The organism is Ruegeria sp. C6 (assembly GCF_056537625.1).
The window spans coordinates 118,730-137,686 of the sequence record NZ_JBQFRW010000006.1 but is presented as its reverse complement, the minus strand read 5'-3'; the positions used below and the strand labels follow the sequence as shown (position 1 = coordinate 137,686).

Here is an 18,957-nt window from a genome sequence, read left to right as displayed (position 1 = left end):
TCATCCTTGACGAAAGTCAACGGAACGCGCGCAAATTGGAAATTGACGGGCTATAATGAGCCATAAAACAAAGGGAAAACCTGAGTTTCAGGGACATGTTTTTCGGATGCTTGATTTCGGTTAAGTCCATCACTGGTCGGCCTTGCTAAACCTGTTCCAACAGCCATTGAGGCCGAGGAGAACAGGCATGTCGGCAGTGATCGCGCGCGTATTGGGCGAGGGGTTTCGCATCTTTTTCCTGTCCGCCGGACTTTTTGGTCTGTTCGCGGGAGGCGCGTGGGGTTTTTGGTTGATGACGCAGACCGGGTTGGTCGGATACGAAGACCCAACCTATTCCATGAGTCCCCCAATGTGGCACGCGCATGAGATGATCTTTGGCTATGCCACAGCAGCTCTGGGCGGGTTCTTTCTGACGGCTGTTCCCAACTGGACCGGGACCCCAGAGGCGCGCGCCCGGTTCATCATGCTGGCTGCAGGTCTCTGGTTGGCCGGGCGGGTAGCGATGTGGTTCTCCGGTGCGCTGCCGCCTGTTCTGGTCGCTGTGTTCGATCTGGTCTTTGTTCCAATTCTGGCGGCAAAGATTGCTACTCAGCTGATCCGACGCCCCAAGCCGCAGAACATGGTATTCCTTTTGCTGCTCAGTGCGATCTGGATTGCCAACTTGTTAACCCATTTAGAGTGGATCGGTGTGACCAGCGATACGCTGGACATCGGATTGCGGGCGGGGTTGCTGACGCTCTGTAGCCTAATCGCGATACTTGGCGGGCGCATTACGCCAGCTTTCACCCGAAATGCGATGAAACGCGCGGGAGAGCCCGAATCCAACTGGCCTATTTCGGTAGGAGCGTTTGATAAAGCCGCCATGGGGCTTGCACTGTCACTGCCGCTGAGCGTGCTCGTCTTTGGAATCGCACCTGTATCAGGCGCTATCGCGCTAATGCTTGGCGTTGCTCAGATCCTGCGCATGGCACGTTGGCGCGCACGCTGGGCACTGCGGCAGCCGATCCTGATCGCGTTGCATCTGGGGCTGGGCATGCTGGCGCTGGGCCTGATCCTGTGGGGGCTGGCTGTGCTGGGGTTCGGCAGCGAGATCGGGGCGCTGCATGTTCTGGGCATTGGCTGCGTCGGCGGCATGACCCTTGCCGTGATGAGTCGGGCCGCCCTTGGCCATAGTGGCCGTGCCCTCGTGGCCCCGCCACCCATGGCGATCGCTTACGGTTTGATGGCGGCAGCCGCAGTTTTGCGCTGGGTCGGGTCGGCGTTTGACCAGGGATATCTGGTTGCGATGCTGGCCTCAGATGGGCTGTGGATCTGCGCCATCGTCTTGTATCTGGTTGCGATGTGGCCCGCGTTGACCGGGCCACGTCTAGCGGCCTGAGCAACGGTTCTTAGATTAAGAAAGTCGGAGCAACGCCCTGTCATTTTTAATATGCCGTTGCAGCAAAGTATGGATTTGTCTTCCGCGTTTTGGAATCTGGCGGGCTGCGATTGGTTGATGGTCTGGCAAAGCTAACTCTGGGAAGAGCGCAACAATTTCGGCCAGCGCCTCGGGCTGTATTCCTTTCAAGGCTTGCTTGCCTGTGAATAGGCTTTCTGACGGCGCGCCTTCCGCCAACACGATCTCATGCCGGTCGAACAGAACATGGAAATACACAACGCCCTGAGATGTCTCGTCGACGGTTATGCCGGGTATGCCGACCAGCTTATGGGCTGGGACCAGAACCTCCTCGCTGTCGAACATGCGAACGGCGATACTCGAACGGATCAACATGCGATGCTGCGGTGAGACCAACAGATCACGTCGCGGCAGGTTGCTTCCCAGGCTGCCCGCTGCGATTCGGATCGGGCGCAGCTTGGGATTGAGCGCAAATTCAGACCTATCCAGAGCGCGCGCGCCGATCCAGCGAATTGGTTGTGGTCCATGATCCAAGGTGACAACCTTGTCACCAGCGGAAAGCGTTTCTATCGCGACATCACCATCAGGCGTCGCAATAAGCGTTCCGGCTGAGAAACAAGGAACATCAACGATGGAACCGGGGTCAGTCGTGTCCGGTGCGTTGCTCGGTGTAACGTTGACGACGCTCATCGAATACGTCACCCCGGGATCTAGGGGCTCAGAGGTTATGTAGCCAGCGTTGGTTCCTTCAACCTCGACAAGGTACACAGTGATTGTCCCACCGCCGGGATTCGTCAGAATGTAGGATTCTTCCAGATAGATGTCGCCGCTCAGAAACGTTGTCGAACCATCAAGGTTTGTTACCGTTCCGGTCTGTGTATCGTCGTCGCCATTTTCGTTGTTGAATCTGTCGCCGTTGAAAACATCCCCGGTATCGGGAACTGGCGGGCCAAACCCATTTCGAATGAAACCACCGGCCTCGTCCTCAACATTGAATACCCTTCGGTCCGTCGCGGGGTCATAGCTTGCGTCCAGGGTGATCGTATCAGGCCCAATTGTATTCACCGTAATGACGCCGGGTGCGTATCCGATGTATGAGTAGTTCGCCATTCTTTAACCACCACGCTTCAGGTGCCATCTAAGCACCTCTATTCACCAATAAATCGAGAACGCTCGCTTCAACTGTTCGAACGTCCGGAAACATGCTGTTCTAAGTACTGTTTTTCAAGGCAATCTGAGGGCATTTTAGTGATACTGGCGCAATTATTATCACAGGTGTCCAATTCCGAGCTTACTTTGGCATGCTTGACTTTCGTTAAGGCAGCCCTGCGACCCACCCGCCATTGTCATCAGACTAGCTAATCTGCGCAAAGGAGAGCGCAATGCGAGAAGTCATGACAAAGAGCATGGCTCGCAACATATTCTATGGCGGGTCACTGTTCTTCATCCTCATCTTCCTGGCCCTGTCGGCCCACTCGCACTGGTACATCGTCAACTCCGAGAATTCGGCAAAGCTTGATGACAGTGTGGTTCGGGGCAAGCACGTCTGGGAAAAACATGCCTGCATCAACTGTCACACGATCCTGGGCGAAGGCGCCTACTACGCGCCGGAAGTCGGGAATGTGATGACCCGCTGGGGTGTGCTGGACGACCCGGAATCGGCCTTTGAAGCGCTCAAGGGCTGGATGGAGGCGCAGCCGACCGGCATTCCCGGTCGTCGGCAGATGCCCAATTTCAACCTCAGCGACGAAGAGATCCGCGATCTGACCAACTTCTTGATCTGGACGGACAACATCGATGCACAGGGCTGGCCGCCCAACGAGGCAGGCTGAGAAAGGGAACGGAGCAATGAAATACGAATCCCAAAAAATCGCCTACGCCTACTTCGCAGTAGCGATGGCCCTGTTCGCGGTACAGGTAATCGGCGGCCTGCTGGCCGGTTTCATCTATGTATTCCCGAACTTCCTGAGTGAGCTTCTGCCGTTCAATATCGTACGGATGCTGCACACCAACTCTCTGATCGTCTGGCTGCTGCTGGGCTTCTTCGGTGCGGCCTACTTCCTGATCCCCGAAGAGACCGAGCGCGAGATCCATTCGACCAAACTGGCCTATCTGCAGTTGATCATTCTTGTGGTCGGCACGCTGGGCGTGGTCGTGACCTATGTCTTCAACCTGTTCGAAGGCAACTGGCTGCTGGGCAAAGAGGGGCGCGAGTTCCTTGAACAACCCAAATGGGTCAAGGCGGGCATCGTCGTGGCCGCGCTGATGTTCCTTTACAACGTGTCACTGACCGTTCTGAAGGGCAAGAAGACGGCAATTTCGAGCATCCTTGTTCTGGGCCTCTGGGGTCTGGCGCTGCTGTTCCTGTTTGCTTTCTACAACCCGGGCAACCTGTCCTTGGACAAGCAATACTGGTGGTATGTCGTCCACCTATGGGTCGAAGGCGTATGGGAGCTGATCATGGCCTCGATCCTGGCCTACCTGATGCTGAAGCTAACGGGCGTTGACCGTGAGGTGGTCGAGAAATGGCTCTATGTCATCGTCGCCGCCGCGCTGTTCTCGGGCATCCTTGGGACAGGTCACCACTACTATTGGATCGGTACACCCGGCTATTGGCAGTGGATCGGTTCGATCTTCTCAAGCCTCGAGGTGATCCCGTTCTTCGCGATGATGGCCTTTGCCTTCGTCATGGTCTGGAAGGGCCGTCGTGACCACCCTAACAAGGCTGCTCTGCTGTGGTCACTGGGCTGTGCAACGCTTGCCTTCTTCGGTGCCGGTGTCTGGGGCTTCCTGCACACGCTGCACGGGGTGAACTACTATACCCATGGCACGCAGATCACCGCAGCCCACGGTCACCTGGCTTTCTACGGTGCTTATGTCTGCCTCAACCTGGCGATCTTCAGCTATGCGATGCCGATCCTGAAGAACCGTGATCCCTACAATCAGGTTCTGAACATGGGCTCGTTCTGGCTTATGACCAGCGGCATGGTCTTCATGACCTTCGTCCTGACCTTCGGTGGTACCGTGCAGACTCACATGCAACGTGTGGTCGGTGACTACTTCATGGACGTGCAGGACCAGATCGCGATCTTCTACTGGATGCGTCTTGGCTCTGGTGTGGTCGTGGTCCTTGGTGCGCTGCTGTTCATCTACTCGATCTGGGTGCCCCGGAAAGAGGTGATTGAACCCGGTGCCTCTGAAACCCCTGCGGAGTAATGGATATGGATGGCTCCATGAAACTGAATGAGGGGGCGGCGAACGCCCCCTTCTACCTCGCCCAAAGCGATGAATGCGATGTGTTCACCGCCGCCTACAACAACGACCTGCCGGTTTTGCTGAAAGGTCCAACAGGTTGCGGTAAGACCCGCTTTGTTGCCCATATGGCCGCCAAGCTTGGCCGCCCGCTTTACACCGTGGCCTGCCACGATGACCTCGCCGCCGCCGACCTGATCGGTCGCTACCTGTTGAAGGGCGGCGAAACCGTCTGGGTTGATGGCCCTCTGACTCGTGCGGTGCGCGAAGGCGCGATCTGCTACCTTGATGAGGTGGTCGAAGCCCGCAAGGACGTCACCGTTGTGCTGCACCCGCTGACCGATGACCGGCGCATCCTGCCGATCGACCGCACCGGTGAAGAGCTTGAGGCCGCGCCCGGCTTCATGCTGGTGGCCTCGTACAACCCCGGATACCAGAATATCCTGAAAACCCTGAAACCCTCGACCAGGCAGCGGTTCATCTCGCTGGAATTCGACTTTCCTTCGCCCGAGATGGAGGCCGAAGTCGTCGCGCAAGAAAGCGGTCTGCCGCTTGAACGCTGTAAACCGCTGGTACGCCTTGCAGGTAAGTTGCGCGGGCTTAAGGGTCAGGACCTTGAGGAAGGCGTGTCCACCCGGCTGGTCGTTTATGCCGCGACGCTGATCGCACAGGGCATGTCCACCGACCGCGCCATCCTCGCCGCAATGATCGAACCTCTGACTGATGATGAGGATATCAAACGCGGGCTCCTCGATCTTGTCACGGCTGTCTTTGGGTGAGGCCGGCCGATGGTCAGGATCGATTTTGAGCCATGGGAACCCGAAGAAACGATCGGGAAACTGTGGCACACCCTTGCCAGTCGCCTTGATGCACCTGAAGTGCATGATGGAGCCGCGGTCGACCTCTCAGAGGTCGCAGGGCGGCTGGCAGTCCTCTTTCGAGGACTTGGGGGTAGTCCGGGCGTAGAATTGCGCCCGGTCTCGCCCGAGATTTCGCGCCACCGTCTGGGGTGGCGTCGTCGTCTGGCAACCGAGGCCGAGCTAATGCCGCGTGCGTCGTTCGATGGCGAAGTTCTGCGTTTGCCGGATCGGCTGGCGGTGTTTCCCGCGCGTGAAGCCAACGGTGCGCTTTATGTCTGGCTGGCTGCCGCCGCTGCACATGCCGGAACTCGTATCGACGAAGACGACCCGTTGCGCGCCGACCTGCATGCGCTTGTTGCCGCCCGACAGATGGTCGAGGCGGCGTTGCACAACGCCCCCGGCCTGCGCCCGCTATATGCGGAACTGTGTAAGGGCGTGCTGTATCAACGCGACATTTCCGGGCTGCCACCCGTCGAGGCAGCGGTTGAAGAACTGGTCCGCCACATGCTGGGCGACCCCGCGCCTTTGTCGCCAAAGGCTGAACATCTTCTAGCGTTGGATGACGACCTCACCGCCCCGCGCGGCTATCAGCATTTCCGGCCTGTCCCGCTGTGGCCCGAGTTGCGCCCGGTCGGGTTCTCCGAACATAACGAAGTGGAGAACCCCGAAACCGAAGGACCGCCCGAGGAATCCGGCGAAAAAACCCACCGTGCCCGCCGCCGCAAATCGGATCAGGCCAACCGCAGCGACAGTTTCATCCTGCACAAGTTCGAAGCGATCCTCAGTTGGGCTGAGTTCCTGAACATCAACCGGCGCATCGACGATGACGATCCTGATAACGCCAAGAAAGCCGCCGATGATCAGGAAGAGATTGGCTTGGGTCAGATCTCGAAGGCGCCGCCGACCAAACTGAAACTTCATCTGGACCTCGCTCCGGAGGACGTGAACCGCGAACGCCTGTCGGGACGGGTTTTGTATCCCGAATGGGACGTGCGCATCGGCCAATACTTGCCCGATCATGTCAACGTTCTGACCTCGGATGCCGAGATTCGCGAAGATGCCGCCGAGTTCGGCAAAGACCCCGCCACTGCCCGCCGCATCCACGCCGTGAAACGCCAGTTCGAGGCGCTGCGCCCGGGCCGCGTGATGACACGCGGTCATCTGGATGGTGACCAATTGGATATCGAGGCAGCCGTTCGGGCGCAGGTAGACCGTTGTGCCAATGGCGAAGGCACCGAACGCATTTGGATGCAATCGCGCCCCGAGGCGCGCGATCTGGCGGTGTCTATCCTGCTGGATGTCAGCCGCTCGACCGAAAGCGCCGTCACAGGCCGCGCCGTGATCGACATTGAACGCGAGGCTCTTGCGGCACTCGCCTGGGGTTTGAACGCCTGCGGCGACGATTTCGCCATCCACGCCTTCAGCTCGCTGAAACGCCAGCGGGTTTACGTGCAGCGCTGTAAACGCTTCGATGAGCCGATGGGTAGTTTGGTGGAACAGCGCATCGCCTCGCTGCGCCCCGGCCACTATACCCGCCTCGGCGCCGCAATCCGCCATTGTTCCGCCGATCTGGCCAGCCAATCGCGCAAACGCCGGTTGCTGTTGATCATCACTGACGGCAAACCCAACGATCTGGATCATTACGAGGGCCGCCACGGCATCGAAGACACTTGTATGGCCGTGCGCGAGGCGCGTCGGGCAGGGCAATCGGTCTTTGGCGTTACCATCGACAAAACCGGCAAAAGCTGGTTCCCGCGCATGTTCGGTCAAGGCGGCTTCGCCGTCATCCCCGACCCGCACCGGCTGATCATGGCCCTGCCTCAGATTTACCGCCAACTGGTTGGAGCATGAGCGACGCCTCTTTGATCGATGAGCTTCCGGGCGAGCTGCTGATGTGGGTTCTGATCATCTCGGAATTGCTGGTTTTCGGCGCGGGCCTGATTGCCTTTATGGGCGTGCGCCTGACCGACCCGACAGGATTTGCCGAGGCTCAATCGCACCTTTACCGGACAGGGGCAGCGCTCAATACGGTGGTGCTGGTCACCTCGGGCTATCTGGCGGCGCAGGCGCTGCAGTGGCGAAAAATCGCGCGCCGGGGCGTGGCTCGAATGGCCTTGATCACTGCCGCCGCGCTGGGTGTCGTGTTCCTGATCATCAAAGGTGCGGAATACGCGGGCAAAGCTGCACAGGGGATCACCTATGAGACCCACCCGTTTTTCCTGTTCTATTATCTGCTGACCGGGTTTCACGCCGCACATGTGTTGGCAGGGGTCGGTATCCTGCTGCTGGTCGCCTGGCGTGACGATCCACGCAACATTGAGGCAGGTGCGCAATTCTGGCACATGGTCGATCTGGTCTGGATCCTGCTTTTCCCCGTGATCTACCTGCTGGGATAATTCCGATGCCTGCAGCACCATCTTTTCCCAAATACTGGCGAAGGGCGCTCCATAATTCGCTCACACTTGCATGGCTGACCCTTTTGGTGCTCAGCGTCGCATCAGCACTGCTGACTGTGCTGCCCATCCCGCCAGCCGTTCTGGCGGGGTGTATTCTGGTCCTCGCACTGGCGAAATGTCGCGTTATCCTGGCTTGTTATCTTGATCTCGTAAACAGCCCGGCCTGGCTGCGAGGTTTCACCATGGTGCTGACGGGCTTTGCCATCATTGTCTTCGCCCTCTACCTGATCTGACTCAAAAAACGCCGCCTCCGGGGAGACGGCGAAGTATTACGCTAGGGGGCGCTTCTTGGTTACTGGGCTGCCATCGGCATGCGCGCAATCTGACAGCGTTGCCAGAGGGTGGACAGCGCGCCAACCAGATGCTCGATATCCTCATCCGTATGTACCGGAGACGGCGTGATCCGCAGACGCTCGGTCCCTTTTGGTACGGTGGGATAATTGATCGGCTGAATGTAGATGCCGAACTCTTCCAGCAGCGTGTCCGAGATAAACTTGCACTTCACCGGATCGCCAACCATCACCGGGATGATGTGGCTGGGGTTAGGAATATGAGGAATACCTTCCGCATCCAAACGAGCCCGAACCTGCGATACACGGGCTTTCTGCAGGTCGCGTTCAGCATTCGATTGTTTCAAATGCCGGATCGAGGCCGCGGCCCCGGCCGCGATCGATGGTGGCAGGGCGGTGGTAAAAATAAACCCGCTGGCGAAGCTGCGCACGAAATCGCACAGCGCAGCCGAGGCAGCAATATACCCGCCCACCACACCGAACGCTTTACCAAGCGTGCCTTCGATCACCGTCAGGCGATCCATGAGGCCTTTTCGTTCAGCGATACCACCGCCGCGTGGCCCATAGAGGCCAACGGCATGAACCTCATCCAGATAGGTCATCGCGCCGTATTTGTCGGCGAGATCGCAAATCTCTTTGATGGGGGCGATGTCACCATCCATCGAATAGACCGACTCGAACGCGATCATCTTCGGCGCATCGGGATCAGCTGCGGCCAGTTTGGCTTCAAGGTCATCCAAATCGTTGTGTTTCCAGATCACTTTCTGCGCCCGCGAGTGGCGGATGCCTTCGATCATCGAGGCATGGTTCAGTGCATCAGAGAATACGATCAGGCCGGGGATTTTCGCGGCGAGAGTGCCAAGGGCTGCCCAATTCGAAACATACCCGGAAGTAAACAGAAGCGCGGCTTCCTTTCCATGCAGATCGGCCAGTTCGGCCTCAAGCAGCACGTGGTCGTGAGTGGTGCCTGATATGTTTCGCGTGCCCCCGGCCCCCGCGCCACAGCGATCCAATGCGGCATGCATTGCATCGATAACAGATGGGTGCTGACCCATGCCGAGATAGTCATTGGAACACCAGATCCGCACATTTCGCTGGACAGATCCATCCGTCTGACGTGCGTTCGGGAAAGAACCACAGCGACGTTGCAAGTCTATGAAAACACGATAGTTCCCTTCATCCCGAAGGTCACTGAGGCTTTGACTGAAATAACGCTCGTAGTCCATGTTACGTGCTCCCCGGAATACTGGCTTTGAGCCGAGAATAGGGCAGCGAACCAAGCCGCAACATGACAATAGTCAAGTTTAGACAACATAAAACTATGGTGCACAACTGCCGGCTCTGGCATAGCGTGGAACAGGGATGGATCGACCGCGCCCATGCGCCGGCAGGAAATAACAGGGGTATTCTCTTGTCTCACGAAGCACAAAAAGCGATCGCACGTCAGTCGCTGCTGCTGCGCAGTTTACCGGAACAGCATGTGGAAACACTGCTGAGCCACGCGATCTGGCGTCAGTATGACCGTGGTGAGACAATATTCCTGCAGGAGGAAAAAGCGCAGGCCATCCACGTCGTGCTTGAGGGTTGGGTCAAGCTGTTCCGCATGACCCCCACCGGGGCCGAAGCCGTCGTGAGCGTCTTCAAACGTGGTGACAGCTTTGGTGAGGCCGTAGCTCTGCGTAACGTTCCCTATCCTGTATCCGCCGAGGCCGTATCGGCTTGTGATGTCATGCATATCCCCAGCCCGATACTGATCTCTTTGATGAGAGAGGACCCTGAGATCGGTATTTCTATTCTGGCCGCGACCTTTACCCATCTTCACTCGTTGGTGGCGCAGCTAGAGCAACTCAAGGCTCAGACCGGAGCGCAACGCGTGGCCGAGTTTTTGTTGAATCTCTGCGACAGCGACAAAGGCGGATGCGAGGTTTTGCTGCCCTACGACAAGATGCTCATCGCAGGCCGTCTGGGGATGAAGCCGGAAAGCCTGAGCCGGGCGTTTTCGCGGCTCAAGACGGTGGGCGTGAAGATCAACCGCAACCACGCCGAAATCTCGGATATCGCGCTTTTGCGGGACTATGCGGAAAGCGATCCGGCGGAAAACTGGGGACGGTGACCCCGGCATTGCCGCCGGGCCCGACCAACCACTTTAGACGGTTGCGCCCTTGCGGCGAATGGCGGTGCCCAGACTTCCGGCGCAGAGACCAACGATAATTGCGATCAGTAGCGCTATCGTTCCAACGTGGGAAATCTGCCAACCAGCAAAGAGCAGAGGTGCGATCAGGCCAACCAATCCACCCATCAGTGCACCCAACCAGTATTGGCGCGTCATCATTCCCAGTGCCAGACCCAGAATGCCGGGCAGACCCAGTACGTTACCGCCGATGGTTCCAAGTATCTCTAACATCTCAGTCCCCACCTTGTTCCGAGCTTTTGTTCAGGAACGCGCGGATGTCGTCCCCTGATGCTGCAGCGTGTTCCTGGAGAACCTCACCATCTACCTCTTTCGCAATCTTCTCATACGTTTCCAAATAATTGGGTGGGAGACTGTGTGCGATGCCCTGGTGGCAATCGATGCAGGTCATGCCGGTGTCGATTGCGCGCTGGTGTTCGCTGGCTGCGCGGGTTTCCTGAAGGGTGAAGTCCATATAGTCAAAGTTGTGGCAGTTGCGGCATTCGCGGCTGTCGGATTCCTTCATCTTCTTCCATACGGCCGACGCCATGGAAAGACGATGGTCCTCATACTTCTCTTTCGTGCTGATGGTGCCTGCCAGTTCGTGGTAGACGTCCTTCACGGCCATGATCTTGGCCTTGATCTTGTGGTTCCACTCGTCCGGGACGTGGCAATCGGAACAGATGGCCCGCACGCCGGAATCGTTATTGTAATGGACCGTTTCCCGATATTCGCCCAGATTGGTTTCCATCGTGTGGCAGGATACGCAGAACTCTTCCGTGTTGGTCAATTCCAGTGCCCAGTGGAACCCACCCCAGAACAGGATGCCTGCCAGAAACCCGGCCAGTAGTGTAAAGCCGACACTGAGGACGGCGATCGGGCTCCAGAACCAGGTCCAGAGGCGCCGGATGAGTCCTTGTTTTTCTTGGGAGTCGGACATGTCGCGCTCTCCTTTTCGACCTGTGTTCAGTTTCCGGAGGAAGGTTCAAAAGTGTTATCGACCAGAGGCAGCGCATCGGCCTGTGGTACGTGGCACTGATTGCAGAAATACCGTGTGCCGGCGATCTGATCCAACTCTCGCCCTTCGCGGTCCAGATAGTGAGTCATCGACAACGTCGGAGCGTTGCGCTCACCAGCCTTGGTCCAGTCATGGCAGGAGAGGCACTGATTGGTGCGCAGGTCGATCTGGTACTGTTCGATCGAATGTGGGATCAGCGGCGGCTGCTGGCGATAATTACGCTGCATTCGGCCTTCGACTGTCCGATGCACCTGATCCAGAACGGCGGGCTCATCGACTTCGGCACCGCGTAGGCTGTTAACTCCGGCAGACTGCGCGAGGGCCAGGCCACCGAGGAGCAGCGGCGGGATCAGGGCAAGGCCCACTAGGATCGGCTTTTTCATCTTCTCACTCCTTCAAAAAGGTCTTGAGGCGCGCGGCTGGGGCGCGGCGGTTGATTCCGGTGGCGCGACGGTCAGGGCGTCGAACCGATGGGTGAATTTGAAAACGTCTTCAGCGCAGACATCGATGCAGCGACCGCAATTGGTGCAGTCGGGCGACAGGATCAGCGGGTTGTCTTTGCCTTTCAGCGCCGGAGAGATCACATGGTTTTCCGGGCAAACCGCGTAGCAGTCCATGCAATCGTCACAGGCGTTGCGATTGGCGGCGCTGACCCGCAGCATCGCCTTGCTGCCCACCAGTCCGTAGAATGCGCCTACGGGGCAGACATGGCCGCACCATCCATGGCGCGAGACAAGCAAGTCAAACAGGAAGATCGCGGCGACCATCGCCCAGACGAAGCCCATGCCAAAGATCAGTCCGCGATGCAGCATGGTGATCGGGTTGACCAGTTCCCATGCAATTGCGCCGGTCAGGCCGGACACGACCAGCACGGTGGCCATGATCCACAGCCGCGTTCCGCGTTTGGGCTGCCAGCCTTTTTGCAGGCCCAGCTTGCGGTGCAGCCAGTGCGCGCCGTCGGTTACAGGGTTGATCGGGCAGACCCACGAGCAATAGACGCGGCCTCCGACCAGCGCGTAGGTCACCAGAACGATGACGGCACCTATGGCGGCAGTCAGCTCGGGCCAGTGCCCTGCGATCAGACTTTGCAGAAAGACAAACGGATCGGTCAGGGGCAGTACGCCTAGGGTCAGCGACCCGGCCAGAGTGCCCTGCACGATCCAGAGGCCGAACCACGGGCCCAACAGGAACAGTACCAGGAAGAACACTTGGCTGGCGCGGCGCAGCAGCAGGTATTTATGGGCACTCAGCCAACCCTTGGCGGCGATAGCTTCATGCCCCAGCGGCATGTTTGTGCGGACGGTCATTGAGTGACCTCCGGCAATTTGAAGCTGGGCTCAAACCCGCCCGGTGCGACAAGGTTATCGGTGCCCGGTCCCGGCAGGCGATCAGGCAAATCGATGATACCTTCGACGACGGGCGCGCCTTTGGCTTCTTTCTCTTCCCAGCCCTTGCGGTAGTGATCGGCGCTGCTGCCCCGAGCCAATCGGGCGGGCAGCACCTTGATCGCCGCTTCGGGCAGAACGCAGCTTTTCTCGCAAACGCCGCAGCCGGTGCAATGATCGGCGTGAACGGTCGGAATGAAGATCGCGTGACTGCCCGAGCGGGCGTTGTGTTCGGTCTCCAGCGTAATGGCCTCGTCGATGACGGGGCAGACGCGGTAACAGACATCGCAGCGCAGGCCGAAGAAGTTCAGGCAGTTTTCCTGATCGACCAGAACGGCGACACCCATCTTGGCGTCGTCGATATTGTCCAGGCCGGGGTCCAGCGCCCCGGTCGGGCAGGCAGCGACACAGGGGATGTCGTCACACATTTCGCAAGGGATATCACGGGCGGTGAAATACGGCGTGCCGGTGGCCACCGCATCGACACCCAGCTCGGCCAGTTTCAGCGTGTCATAGGGACACTCTCTCACGCACAGACCACAGCGGATGCAGGCTGACAGAAAGTCTTTTTCCGGCAAGGCACCGGGGGGGCGCAACGCCTCGGCCGGCAACGCCCGTGCGTCCCGCGCCAGCCAGGCCAGCAAGGACCCGGCTGCTACGCAACCACCCGCTGCGCGCGCCGAGTCCTGCAGGAACCGGCGCCGCTGCGGCGAAAGGGGTGTGCCAACACGAGACATGGGGACGACCTTTGCCTTGCCAGCCTTTTACGCGCGCTCGACCTTACAGGCGCATTTCTTGAAGTCGGTCTCTTTCGAGAGCGGGCAGGTCGCGTCCAAAGTCAGCTTGTTTGTCAACTGGCCTTCGTCGAACCATGGCATGAACACCAGGCCACGCGGCACTTTGTTCCGGCCTCGGGTTTCGACCCGGCTGTTAACTTCGCCGCGGCGGGTGGAAAGAACGATCTCCTGCCCGCGGCGCAGACCGCGGTCGCGCGCATCGTCCGGGTGCATGTAGACAACGGCGGCGGGATAGGAGCGGTGCAGTTCGGGCACGCGGCGGGTCATCGAACCTGAATGCCAATGTTCCAGCACACGCCCTGTGCAGAGCCACAGGTTGAATTCCTCATCCGGTACCTCGGGGGCGGGTTCGTATGGCGCGAAGATGATCTTGGCCTTGCCGTCCTTATGGCCATAGAATTTCACGTCTTCGCCTTCAGGCACATACGGATCATAGCCTTCTCGGAAGCGGTACAGTGTTTCCTTACCATCCACGACTGGCCAGCGCAGGCCACGCGCCTGGTGGTAGGTTTCGAATGGGGCCAGATCGTGCGCGTGGCCGCGCCCAAACTCGGCATATTCCTCGAACAGGCCCTTTTGCACGTAGTAGCCAAAGTGCTCGGACTCGTCGTTGTCGAATCCTTCTGCGGTCTCTGACAGCGGGAACTTGTCGATCGTGCCATTGGCGAACAGCACGTCATACATGGTCTTACCACGATGTTCTGGCATGGTCGCCAGCAGTTCCTCGCCCCAAACCTCTTCAACGGTGAAGCGTTTGGAGAACTCCATCAACTGCCACAGATCGGATTTCGCTTCGCCCGGCGCTTTGACCTGTTGCCGCCAGAATTGGGTGCGACGCTCGGCGTTGCCATAGGCGCCTTCCTTCTCGACCCACATGGCGGTAGGAAGGATCAGGTCAGCCGACAGGGCTGTTACAGTAGGATAGGGATCGGAGACGGCAATGAAGTTCTCCGGGTTGCGATAGCCGGGATAGCCTTCTTCGTTGATATTGGGCGCGGCCTGCATGTTGTTGGTGCACTGCACCCAATAGGCATTCAGATCGCCGTCCTTCAGCTTGCGGTGCTGCAAAACGGCGTGGAACCCGGGTTTGGGTGGGATGGTGCCCGCAGGAATTTTCCACGCGGTCTCGCAAATCTCGCGGTGTTTGTCGTTTGCCACAACCATATCAGCCGGCAGACGGTGAGCGAAGGTTCCGACCTCACGTGCCGTACCACAGGCCGAAGGTTGACCGGTCAGCGAGAAGGGCGAGTTTCCGGGTTCGGAAATCTTACCCACCAGCAGGTGCACATTGTACATCAGCGAGTTCACCCACGATCCGCGAGTGTGCTGGTTGAAGCCCATGGTCCACAGGCTCATCACCTTGCGGTTGGGGTCGGCATATTGCTGGGCCAGACGCTCAAGCTGAGCGGCAGGAACACCGGAGAGTTCCGATGTGTATTCCAGCGTGTATTCCGATACCGCTTCGGCATATTCTTCGAAGCTGATCGGCTCCATCTTGCCAGAGTTTGGATTCTCTGCCTCTTCCTGCAGCGGGTTGTTATCGCGCAGTCCATAGCCAATATCGGTGGCGGTCTTGGTGATGTTGACGTGTTTGTTGACGAACTCTTCGTTCACCGCGCCGTTCTGGATAATGTAGTTGGCGATATAGTTCAGGATCGCCAGATCGGTCTGCGGCGCAAAGACCATTCCATTGTCGGCCAACTCGAACGAGCGGTGTTCATAGGTCGACAGTACATGCACTTCGGATCCCGGTTTGGTCAGACGCGTGTCGGTCAGGCGTGACCACAGAATCGGGTGCATCTCGGCCATGTTCGAGCCCCAGAGCACGAATGTGTCTGCGTGCTCGAAATCGTCATAGCAGCCCATTGGTTCATCAATGCCGAAGGTGCGCATGAAGCCGACAACCGCCGAGGCCATACAATGGCGCGCGTTGGGGTCGATGTTGTTGGATCGGAAACCGGCTTTCATCATCTTGGCAGCAGCGTAGCCCTCCCAAACGGTCCACTGGCCCGAACCGAACATGCCGACACTGGTCGGGCCTTTCTTGGCAAGGGCCTCTTTCCACTTGGCAGCCATGACGTCGAAGGCTTCGTCCCAGCTGACGGGTTCGAACTCACCATTCTTGTCATATTCGCCGTTGGTTTTGCGCAGCATCGGCGTGGTCAGGCGGTCTTTGCCGTACATGATCTTGGACAGGAAATAGCCCTTGATACAGTTCAGACCGCGGTTCACCGGCGCATCCGGGTCGCCTTGCGTGGCGACCACGCGCCCGTCTTTGGTGCCAACCAGAACCGAGCATCCGGTGCCGCAGAACCGGCAGGCGGCTTTGTCCCAACGGATATCAGGGTTGCCGACCTGAGCGCTGGCTTGTCCGGTCGCAAGGGGAAGTCCTGCGGCTGATGCTGTCGCAGCGGCGGCGGTTGATTTCAAAAAGGTCCGGCGGGATTCAGAGATGGTCATGACATGGGTCTCCGGCTTTAGATCTGGCGAGAAGCGTTAAGGTGCGGACGGGTCTCCGCGAGGTCTTCGAAATGGTGGTAGGTCAGGGTCAGAGAGATCACACCCGGGATCTGGTGCAGATCCATGATCGTCTCGGACGCCATTTTTTCCGGCGTATCCTCGACCACAACAACAATGCGGCCATCCTCGGATGCCGCGTGAACTTCTGCCCCGTTTGTACCTGCAATCGCGGCCTGTGCACTCTGCGTGGTTTCGGGGGTTACATGGACGAGGCATCCACAGATATTCATAAGGCTACCTCCTGAGTGGGCGGGGTGTGGCGTTCAAAGCTGACAGAACCGGCAGGACAGGCGCTGGCACAAGCGCCACAGCCGGTACAAATATCGGTGTCGAGTTGAGGTTCAGCACGACCACCGGTTTGCAGCCGAAAGCGGATCGCGTTGTGGTCGCAGACATCCTGACAAACCCGACAGCTGACACCATTCATCGACAGGCAAGAGGCCGACACCGCAGCGCGCCAAGGCCAATCAGCCACGTGTTCAGGATTCAGCGCCCCGGTCGGGCAAGCATTGGCGCAATCACCGCAAAATGTGCATGGGCCTGCGTCCAATTGCACAACAGGCCAGCCTTGCGCGTCGAAACGGATGATATCTTCAGGGCAGGCCTCGCGGCATTCGTCGCATTGAGCGCAAAGCTCAAGAAACTCGGTCACCGCACCCGGTGGGTGGATGGCTGATGTATCCTCGCGCAGCACTTTCCCTTTCAGGAATGCGCGTCGGCTGGCTAGCTTGTTCATTCGCTCGCGACCTTTGAGTGATCGACAGGGGTTGGCCTGCCTGACTCGGGTGTTAGCGTAGCACAGCGTGCAAGGAATTGACCTAGATCATTTTTGAACTGCTTATTTTTTCAGCATCCAGGGGCGGCAACACCCGAATATCAGGCGCGTTTCTCACCGATTGTAGCAACGCCAAGAACCGAAAGCACCTTTGCCTCGATCTGTTCTGCGTTCATTCCTGCGACGGCGTACATATCCGCCGGGCTCGCCTGATCGATGAAGATATCCGGCAGCACCATCGAGCGATACTTCAACCCTTCGTCAAACACGCCCTCATCCGCAAGCAATTGCGCAACATGGCTGCCAAAGCCGCCGATGGCCCCTTCCTCGATGGTGATCAGTGCCTCGTGATTGGCAGCCAGATCAAGGATCAGGTCCCGATCCAGCGGTTTGGCAAAGCGTGCATCGGCGATGGTGGGCTTGATCCCGCGCGCCGACAGCGCCTCTGCTGCTTTCTGCACTTCGGCCAGCCGCGTACCGAAAGACAGCAGCGCCACCCGGGCACCTTTCTGGATCAATCGGCCCTTGCCGATCTCCAATATTTCTCCGCGCTCGGGCAGATCAACGCCCGCTCCTTCGCCGCGAGGATACCGGAAAGCGATCGGGCCATCGTCATGTGCCACCGCAGTGGCGACCATGTGCATCAATTCGGCCTCATCTGCAGCCGCCATGACAACCATACCCGGAAGGTTGGCCATGTAAGCAATATCAAACGACCCCGCATGGGTCGCACCGTCTGCCCCAACCAGACCCGCACGGTCGATGGCAAATCGCACCGGCAGGCGTTGGATCGCCACATCATGCACAACCTGATCATAGCCACGCTGCAGGAAGGTTGAATACATCGCACAGAAAGGCTTCATTCCCCCGGCGGCCAACGCAGCCGAGAAGGTCACGCCATGCTGTTCGGCAATCGCTACGTCGAAACAGCGCGACGGATAGCGCTCGGCAAACAGGTTCAGCCCGGTCCCGTCCGGCATCGCGGCTGTAACCGCGACGATCTTGTCATCCCGCGCTGCTTCATCGACCAGTGTCTTGCCAAAGACCGAGGTATAGGAAGGCGCGTTGGAGGGCGCCTTTTTCTGCTCGCCCGTCACCACGTCGAACTTGGCGGTCGCGTGGCCCTTGTCGCGGGCCTGTTCGGCGGGGGCATACCCCTTGCCTTTCTTGGTCAGCACATGGATCAGGATCGGTCCGCTTGCCTTCGCCTTGACCGCACGCAGAACCGGCAGCAACTGGTCCAGATCATGCCCGTCGATGGGGCCGAGATAGGAAAAGCCGAGCTCTTCAAATAGCGTCCCGCCCATGGCCATGCCCTTCAGCATATCCTTGGCGCGCTTTGCCCCTTCGCGGAAGGGTTCCGGCAGCAACGACACCGCACCTTTGGCAGCAGCTTTCAGATCGTGAAACGGTTCTTCGGCATAAATGCGCGATAGATAATTCGATAGGGCACCCACCGGCGGTGCAATGCTCATCTCATTGTCATTGAGAATTACGATCAAGCGTTTCTTCAGATGGCCTGCATTATTCATCGCCTCAAAGGCCATGCCGGCGGACATAGAGCCATCGCCGATCACAGCGATCGCATCGCCCAGCCCTTCAGGCGTAACGCCGCCCAGATCACGCGCGACAGCAAAGCCTAGCGCGGCACTGATCGAGGTACTGGAATGTGCAGCGCCGAATGGATCATAGGCGCTTTCACTGCGCTTGGTGAATCCGCTTAGGCCGTCTTTTGTGCGCAGGGTGCGAATTCGGTCCCGGCGTTCTGTCAGAATCTTGTGCGGATAACACTGGTGACCTACGTCCCAGATGATCTTGTCTCGTGGCGTGTCGAATACCGCGTGCAACGCCGTGGTCAGCTCGACGACACCCAGACCCGCGCCCAGATGCCCTCCGGTCACCGACACTGCTGAAATCGTCTCGGCCCGCAACTCATGTGCGACCTGATGCAACTGCGCATCTGAAAACTGCTTCAGATCCGTTGGGCGGCTCACAAGGTCCAACAAGGGCGTATTCGGGCGGTCAGACATTTGGCGTT

General features: G+C 58.7%; 19 protein-coding genes. 8 read left to right on the top strand and 11 right to left on the bottom strand.

All coding sequences use genetic code 11. The features are described 5' to 3' along the window. The first annotated feature begins 187 nt into the window (after positions 1–187). On the top strand, positions 188–1,378 hold the full coding sequence (locus tag ACR0MJ_RS17665; RefSeq protein ID WP_170425541.1) for an NnrS family protein: 1,191 nt from the start codon (positions 188–190) through the stop codon (positions 1,376–1,378). A gap of 15 nt (positions 1,379–1,393) precedes the next feature. Here ACR0MJ_RS17665 and ACR0MJ_RS17660 read toward each other — a convergent pair whose 3' ends face one another. Further along, positions 1,394–2,506, bottom strand: a complete 1,113-nt coding sequence (locus tag ACR0MJ_RS17660) for a Hint domain-containing protein (protein ID WP_480439539.1) — start codon at positions 2,504–2,506, stop codon at positions 1,394–1,396. Positions 2,507–2,778: 272 nt separating this feature from the next. Here ACR0MJ_RS17660 and ACR0MJ_RS17655 point away from each other — a divergent pair, with 272 nt between their 5' ends. The 6 genes from ACR0MJ_RS17655 to ACR0MJ_RS17630 are packed head-to-tail and all read left to right on the top strand — an operon-like array spanning position 2,779 to position 8,197. Beyond that, complete coding sequence (locus ACR0MJ_RS17655) at positions 2,779–3,228, top strand: c-type cytochrome (RefSeq protein ID WP_170398152.1); 450 nt, start codon at positions 2,779–2,781, stop codon at positions 3,226–3,228. A gap of 16 nt (positions 3,229–3,244) precedes the next feature. Next, positions 3,245–4,612 (top strand): cbb3-type cytochrome c oxidase subunit I, encoded by a 1,368-nt coding sequence (locus ACR0MJ_RS17650; RefSeq protein WP_170398155.1) that lies wholly within the window; start codon positions 3,245–3,247, stop codon positions 4,610–4,612. A 5-nt stretch (positions 4,613–4,617) separates the two neighbouring features. Continuing rightward, entirely contained in the window at positions 4,618–5,427 is an 810-nt protein-coding gene (locus tag ACR0MJ_RS17645; protein WP_170398158.1) for a CbbQ/NirQ/NorQ/GpvN family protein, read from the top strand. 9 nt (positions 5,428–5,436) lie between these two features. After that, complete coding sequence (locus tag ACR0MJ_RS17640) at positions 5,437–7,359, top strand: nitric oxide reductase activation protein NorD (RefSeq protein ID WP_480761973.1); 1,923 nt, start codon at positions 5,437–5,439, stop codon at positions 7,357–7,359. After that, positions 7,356–7,904, top strand: a complete 549-nt coding sequence (locus ACR0MJ_RS17635) for a cytochrome c oxidase subunit 3 (protein WP_480761972.1) — start codon at positions 7,356–7,358, stop codon at positions 7,902–7,904. The genes ACR0MJ_RS17640 and ACR0MJ_RS17635 overlap by 4 nt, the downstream gene beginning before the upstream one ends. Positions 7,905–7,909: 5 nt before the next feature. Next, positions 7,910–8,197, top strand: coding sequence for a cytochrome C oxidase subunit IV family protein (locus tag ACR0MJ_RS17630; RefSeq protein WP_480761970.1), 288 nt, complete (start codon positions 7,910–7,912; stop codon positions 8,195–8,197). 59 nt (positions 8,198–8,256) lie between these two features. Here ACR0MJ_RS17630 and hemA read toward each other — a convergent pair whose 3' ends face one another. After that, a complete protein-coding gene (gene hemA / locus ACR0MJ_RS17625) occupies positions 8,257–9,480 on the bottom strand; it encodes a 5-aminolevulinate synthase (protein WP_480761969.1) in 1,224 nt (407 codons plus the stop codon). Positions 9,481–9,665: 185 nt separating this feature from the next. Here hemA and ACR0MJ_RS17620 point away from each other — a divergent pair, with 185 nt between their 5' ends. Next, positions 9,666–10,367, top strand: coding sequence for a Crp/Fnr family transcriptional regulator (locus ACR0MJ_RS17620; RefSeq protein WP_480761967.1), 702 nt, complete (start codon positions 9,666–9,668; stop codon positions 10,365–10,367). Between the two features lie 33 nt (positions 10,368–10,400). On the opposite strand, the gene ACR0MJ_RS17615 is transcribed toward ACR0MJ_RS17620, so the two are convergent. The 9 genes from ACR0MJ_RS17615 to dxs all read right to left on the bottom strand — a co-directional run bounded on the left by ACR0MJ_RS17615 (position 10,401) and on the right by dxs (position 18,949). Then, positions 10,401–10,658 (bottom strand): hypothetical protein, encoded by a 258-nt coding sequence (locus ACR0MJ_RS17615; protein ID WP_170408114.1) that lies wholly within the window; start codon positions 10,656–10,658, stop codon positions 10,401–10,403. 1 nt (position 10,659) lies between these two features. Next, entirely contained in the window at positions 10,660–11,364 is a 705-nt protein-coding gene (locus ACR0MJ_RS17610) for a NapC/NirT family cytochrome c (RefSeq protein ID WP_170398176.1), read from the bottom strand. 26 nt (positions 11,365–11,390) lie between these two features. Further along, on the bottom strand, positions 11,391–11,825 hold the full coding sequence (locus ACR0MJ_RS17605) for a nitrate reductase cytochrome c-type subunit (protein WP_170398181.1): 435 nt from the start codon (positions 11,823–11,825) through the stop codon (positions 11,391–11,393). 12 nt (positions 11,826–11,837) lie between these two features. Continuing rightward, positions 11,838–12,749 (bottom strand): quinol dehydrogenase ferredoxin subunit NapH, encoded by a 912-nt coding sequence (gene napH, locus ACR0MJ_RS17600; protein WP_170566662.1) that lies wholly within the window; start codon positions 12,747–12,749, stop codon positions 11,838–11,840. Then, positions 12,746–13,564 (bottom strand): ferredoxin-type protein NapG, encoded by an 819-nt coding sequence (napG, locus tag ACR0MJ_RS17595; RefSeq protein ID WP_170513614.1) that lies wholly within the window; start codon positions 13,562–13,564, stop codon positions 12,746–12,748. The genes napH and napG overlap by 4 nt, the downstream gene beginning before the upstream one ends. A gap of 27 nt (positions 13,565–13,591) precedes the next feature. After that, a complete protein-coding gene (napA, locus tag ACR0MJ_RS17590; RefSeq protein WP_170398190.1) occupies positions 13,592–16,084 on the bottom strand; it encodes a nitrate reductase catalytic subunit NapA in 2,493 nt (830 codons plus the stop codon). Positions 16,085–16,101: 17 nt separating this feature from the next. After that, the gene (locus ACR0MJ_RS17585; RefSeq protein ID WP_170425561.1) at positions 16,102–16,374 is read right to left on the bottom strand and encodes a chaperone NapD; all 273 of its coding nucleotides are present in this window, start codon (positions 16,372–16,374) and stop codon (positions 16,102–16,104) included. Continuing rightward, entirely contained in the window at positions 16,371–16,880 is a 510-nt protein-coding gene (gene napF / locus ACR0MJ_RS17580; protein WP_480761962.1) for a ferredoxin-type protein NapF, read from the bottom strand. Before napF ends, ACR0MJ_RS17585 begins: the two co-directional genes overlap by 4 nt. Before the next feature lie 140 nt (positions 16,881–17,020). Further along, a complete protein-coding gene (dxs, locus tag ACR0MJ_RS17575; RefSeq protein ID WP_480761960.1) occupies positions 17,021–18,949 on the bottom strand; it encodes a 1-deoxy-D-xylulose-5-phosphate synthase in 1,929 nt (642 codons plus the stop codon). Between the last annotated feature and the right edge of the window lie 8 nt (positions 18,950–18,957).

Coding starts and splice junctions, on each gene's coding strand:
- ACR0MJ_RS17615 (WP_170408114.1), bottom strand. CDS start 10,658: ATGTTAGAGATACTTGGAACCATCGGCGGTAACGTACTGGGTCTGCCC.
- ACR0MJ_RS17640 (WP_480761973.1), top strand. CDS start 5,437: ATGGTCAGGATCGATTTTGAGCCATGGGAACCCGAAGAAACGATCGGG.
- ACR0MJ_RS17635 (WP_480761972.1), top strand. CDS start 7,356: ATGAGCGACGCCTCTTTGATCGATGAGCTTCCGGGCGAGCTGCTGATG.
- napG (WP_170513614.1), bottom strand. CDS start 13,564: ATGTCTCGTGTTGGCACACCCCTTTCGCCGCAGCGGCGCCGGTTCCTG.
- napF (WP_480761962.1), bottom strand. CDS start 16,880: ATGAACAAGCTAGCCAGCCGACGCGCATTCCTGAAAGGGAAAGTGCTG.
- napA (WP_170398190.1), bottom strand. CDS start 16,084: ATGACCATCTCTGAATCCCGCCGGACCTTTTTGAAATCAACCGCCGCC.
- ACR0MJ_RS17645 (WP_170398158.1), top strand. CDS start 4,618: ATGGATGGCTCCATGAAACTGAATGAGGGGGCGGCGAACGCCCCCTTC.
- ACR0MJ_RS17650 (WP_170398155.1), top strand. CDS start 3,245: ATGAAATACGAATCCCAAAAAATCGCCTACGCCTACTTCGCAGTAGCG.
- hemA (WP_480761969.1), bottom strand. CDS start 9,480: ATGGACTACGAGCGTTATTTCAGTCAAAGCCTCAGTGACCTTCGGGAT.
- dxs (WP_480761960.1), bottom strand. CDS start 18,949: ATGTCTGACCGCCCGAATACGCCCTTGTTGGACCTTGTGAGCCGCCCA.
- ACR0MJ_RS17665 (WP_170425541.1), top strand. CDS start 188: ATGTCGGCAGTGATCGCGCGCGTATTGGGCGAGGGGTTTCGCATCTTT.
- ACR0MJ_RS17610 (WP_170398176.1), bottom strand. CDS start 11,364: ATGTCCGACTCCCAAGAAAAACAAGGACTCATCCGGCGCCTCTGGACC.
- ACR0MJ_RS17630 (WP_480761970.1), top strand. CDS start 7,910: ATGCCTGCAGCACCATCTTTTCCCAAATACTGGCGAAGGGCGCTCCAT.
- ACR0MJ_RS17605 (WP_170398181.1), bottom strand. CDS start 11,825: ATGAAAAAGCCGATCCTAGTGGGCCTTGCCCTGATCCCGCCGCTGCTC.
- ACR0MJ_RS17660 (WP_480439539.1), bottom strand. CDS start 2,506: ATGGCGAACTACTCATACATCGGATACGCACCCGGCGTCATTACGGTG.
- napH (WP_170566662.1), bottom strand. CDS start 12,749: ATGACCGTCCGCACAAACATGCCGCTGGGGCATGAAGCTATCGCCGCC.
- ACR0MJ_RS17655 (WP_170398152.1), top strand. CDS start 2,779: ATGCGAGAAGTCATGACAAAGAGCATGGCTCGCAACATATTCTATGGC.
- ACR0MJ_RS17585 (WP_170425561.1), bottom strand. CDS start 16,374: ATGAATATCTGTGGATGCCTCGTCCATGTAACCCCCGAAACCACGCAG.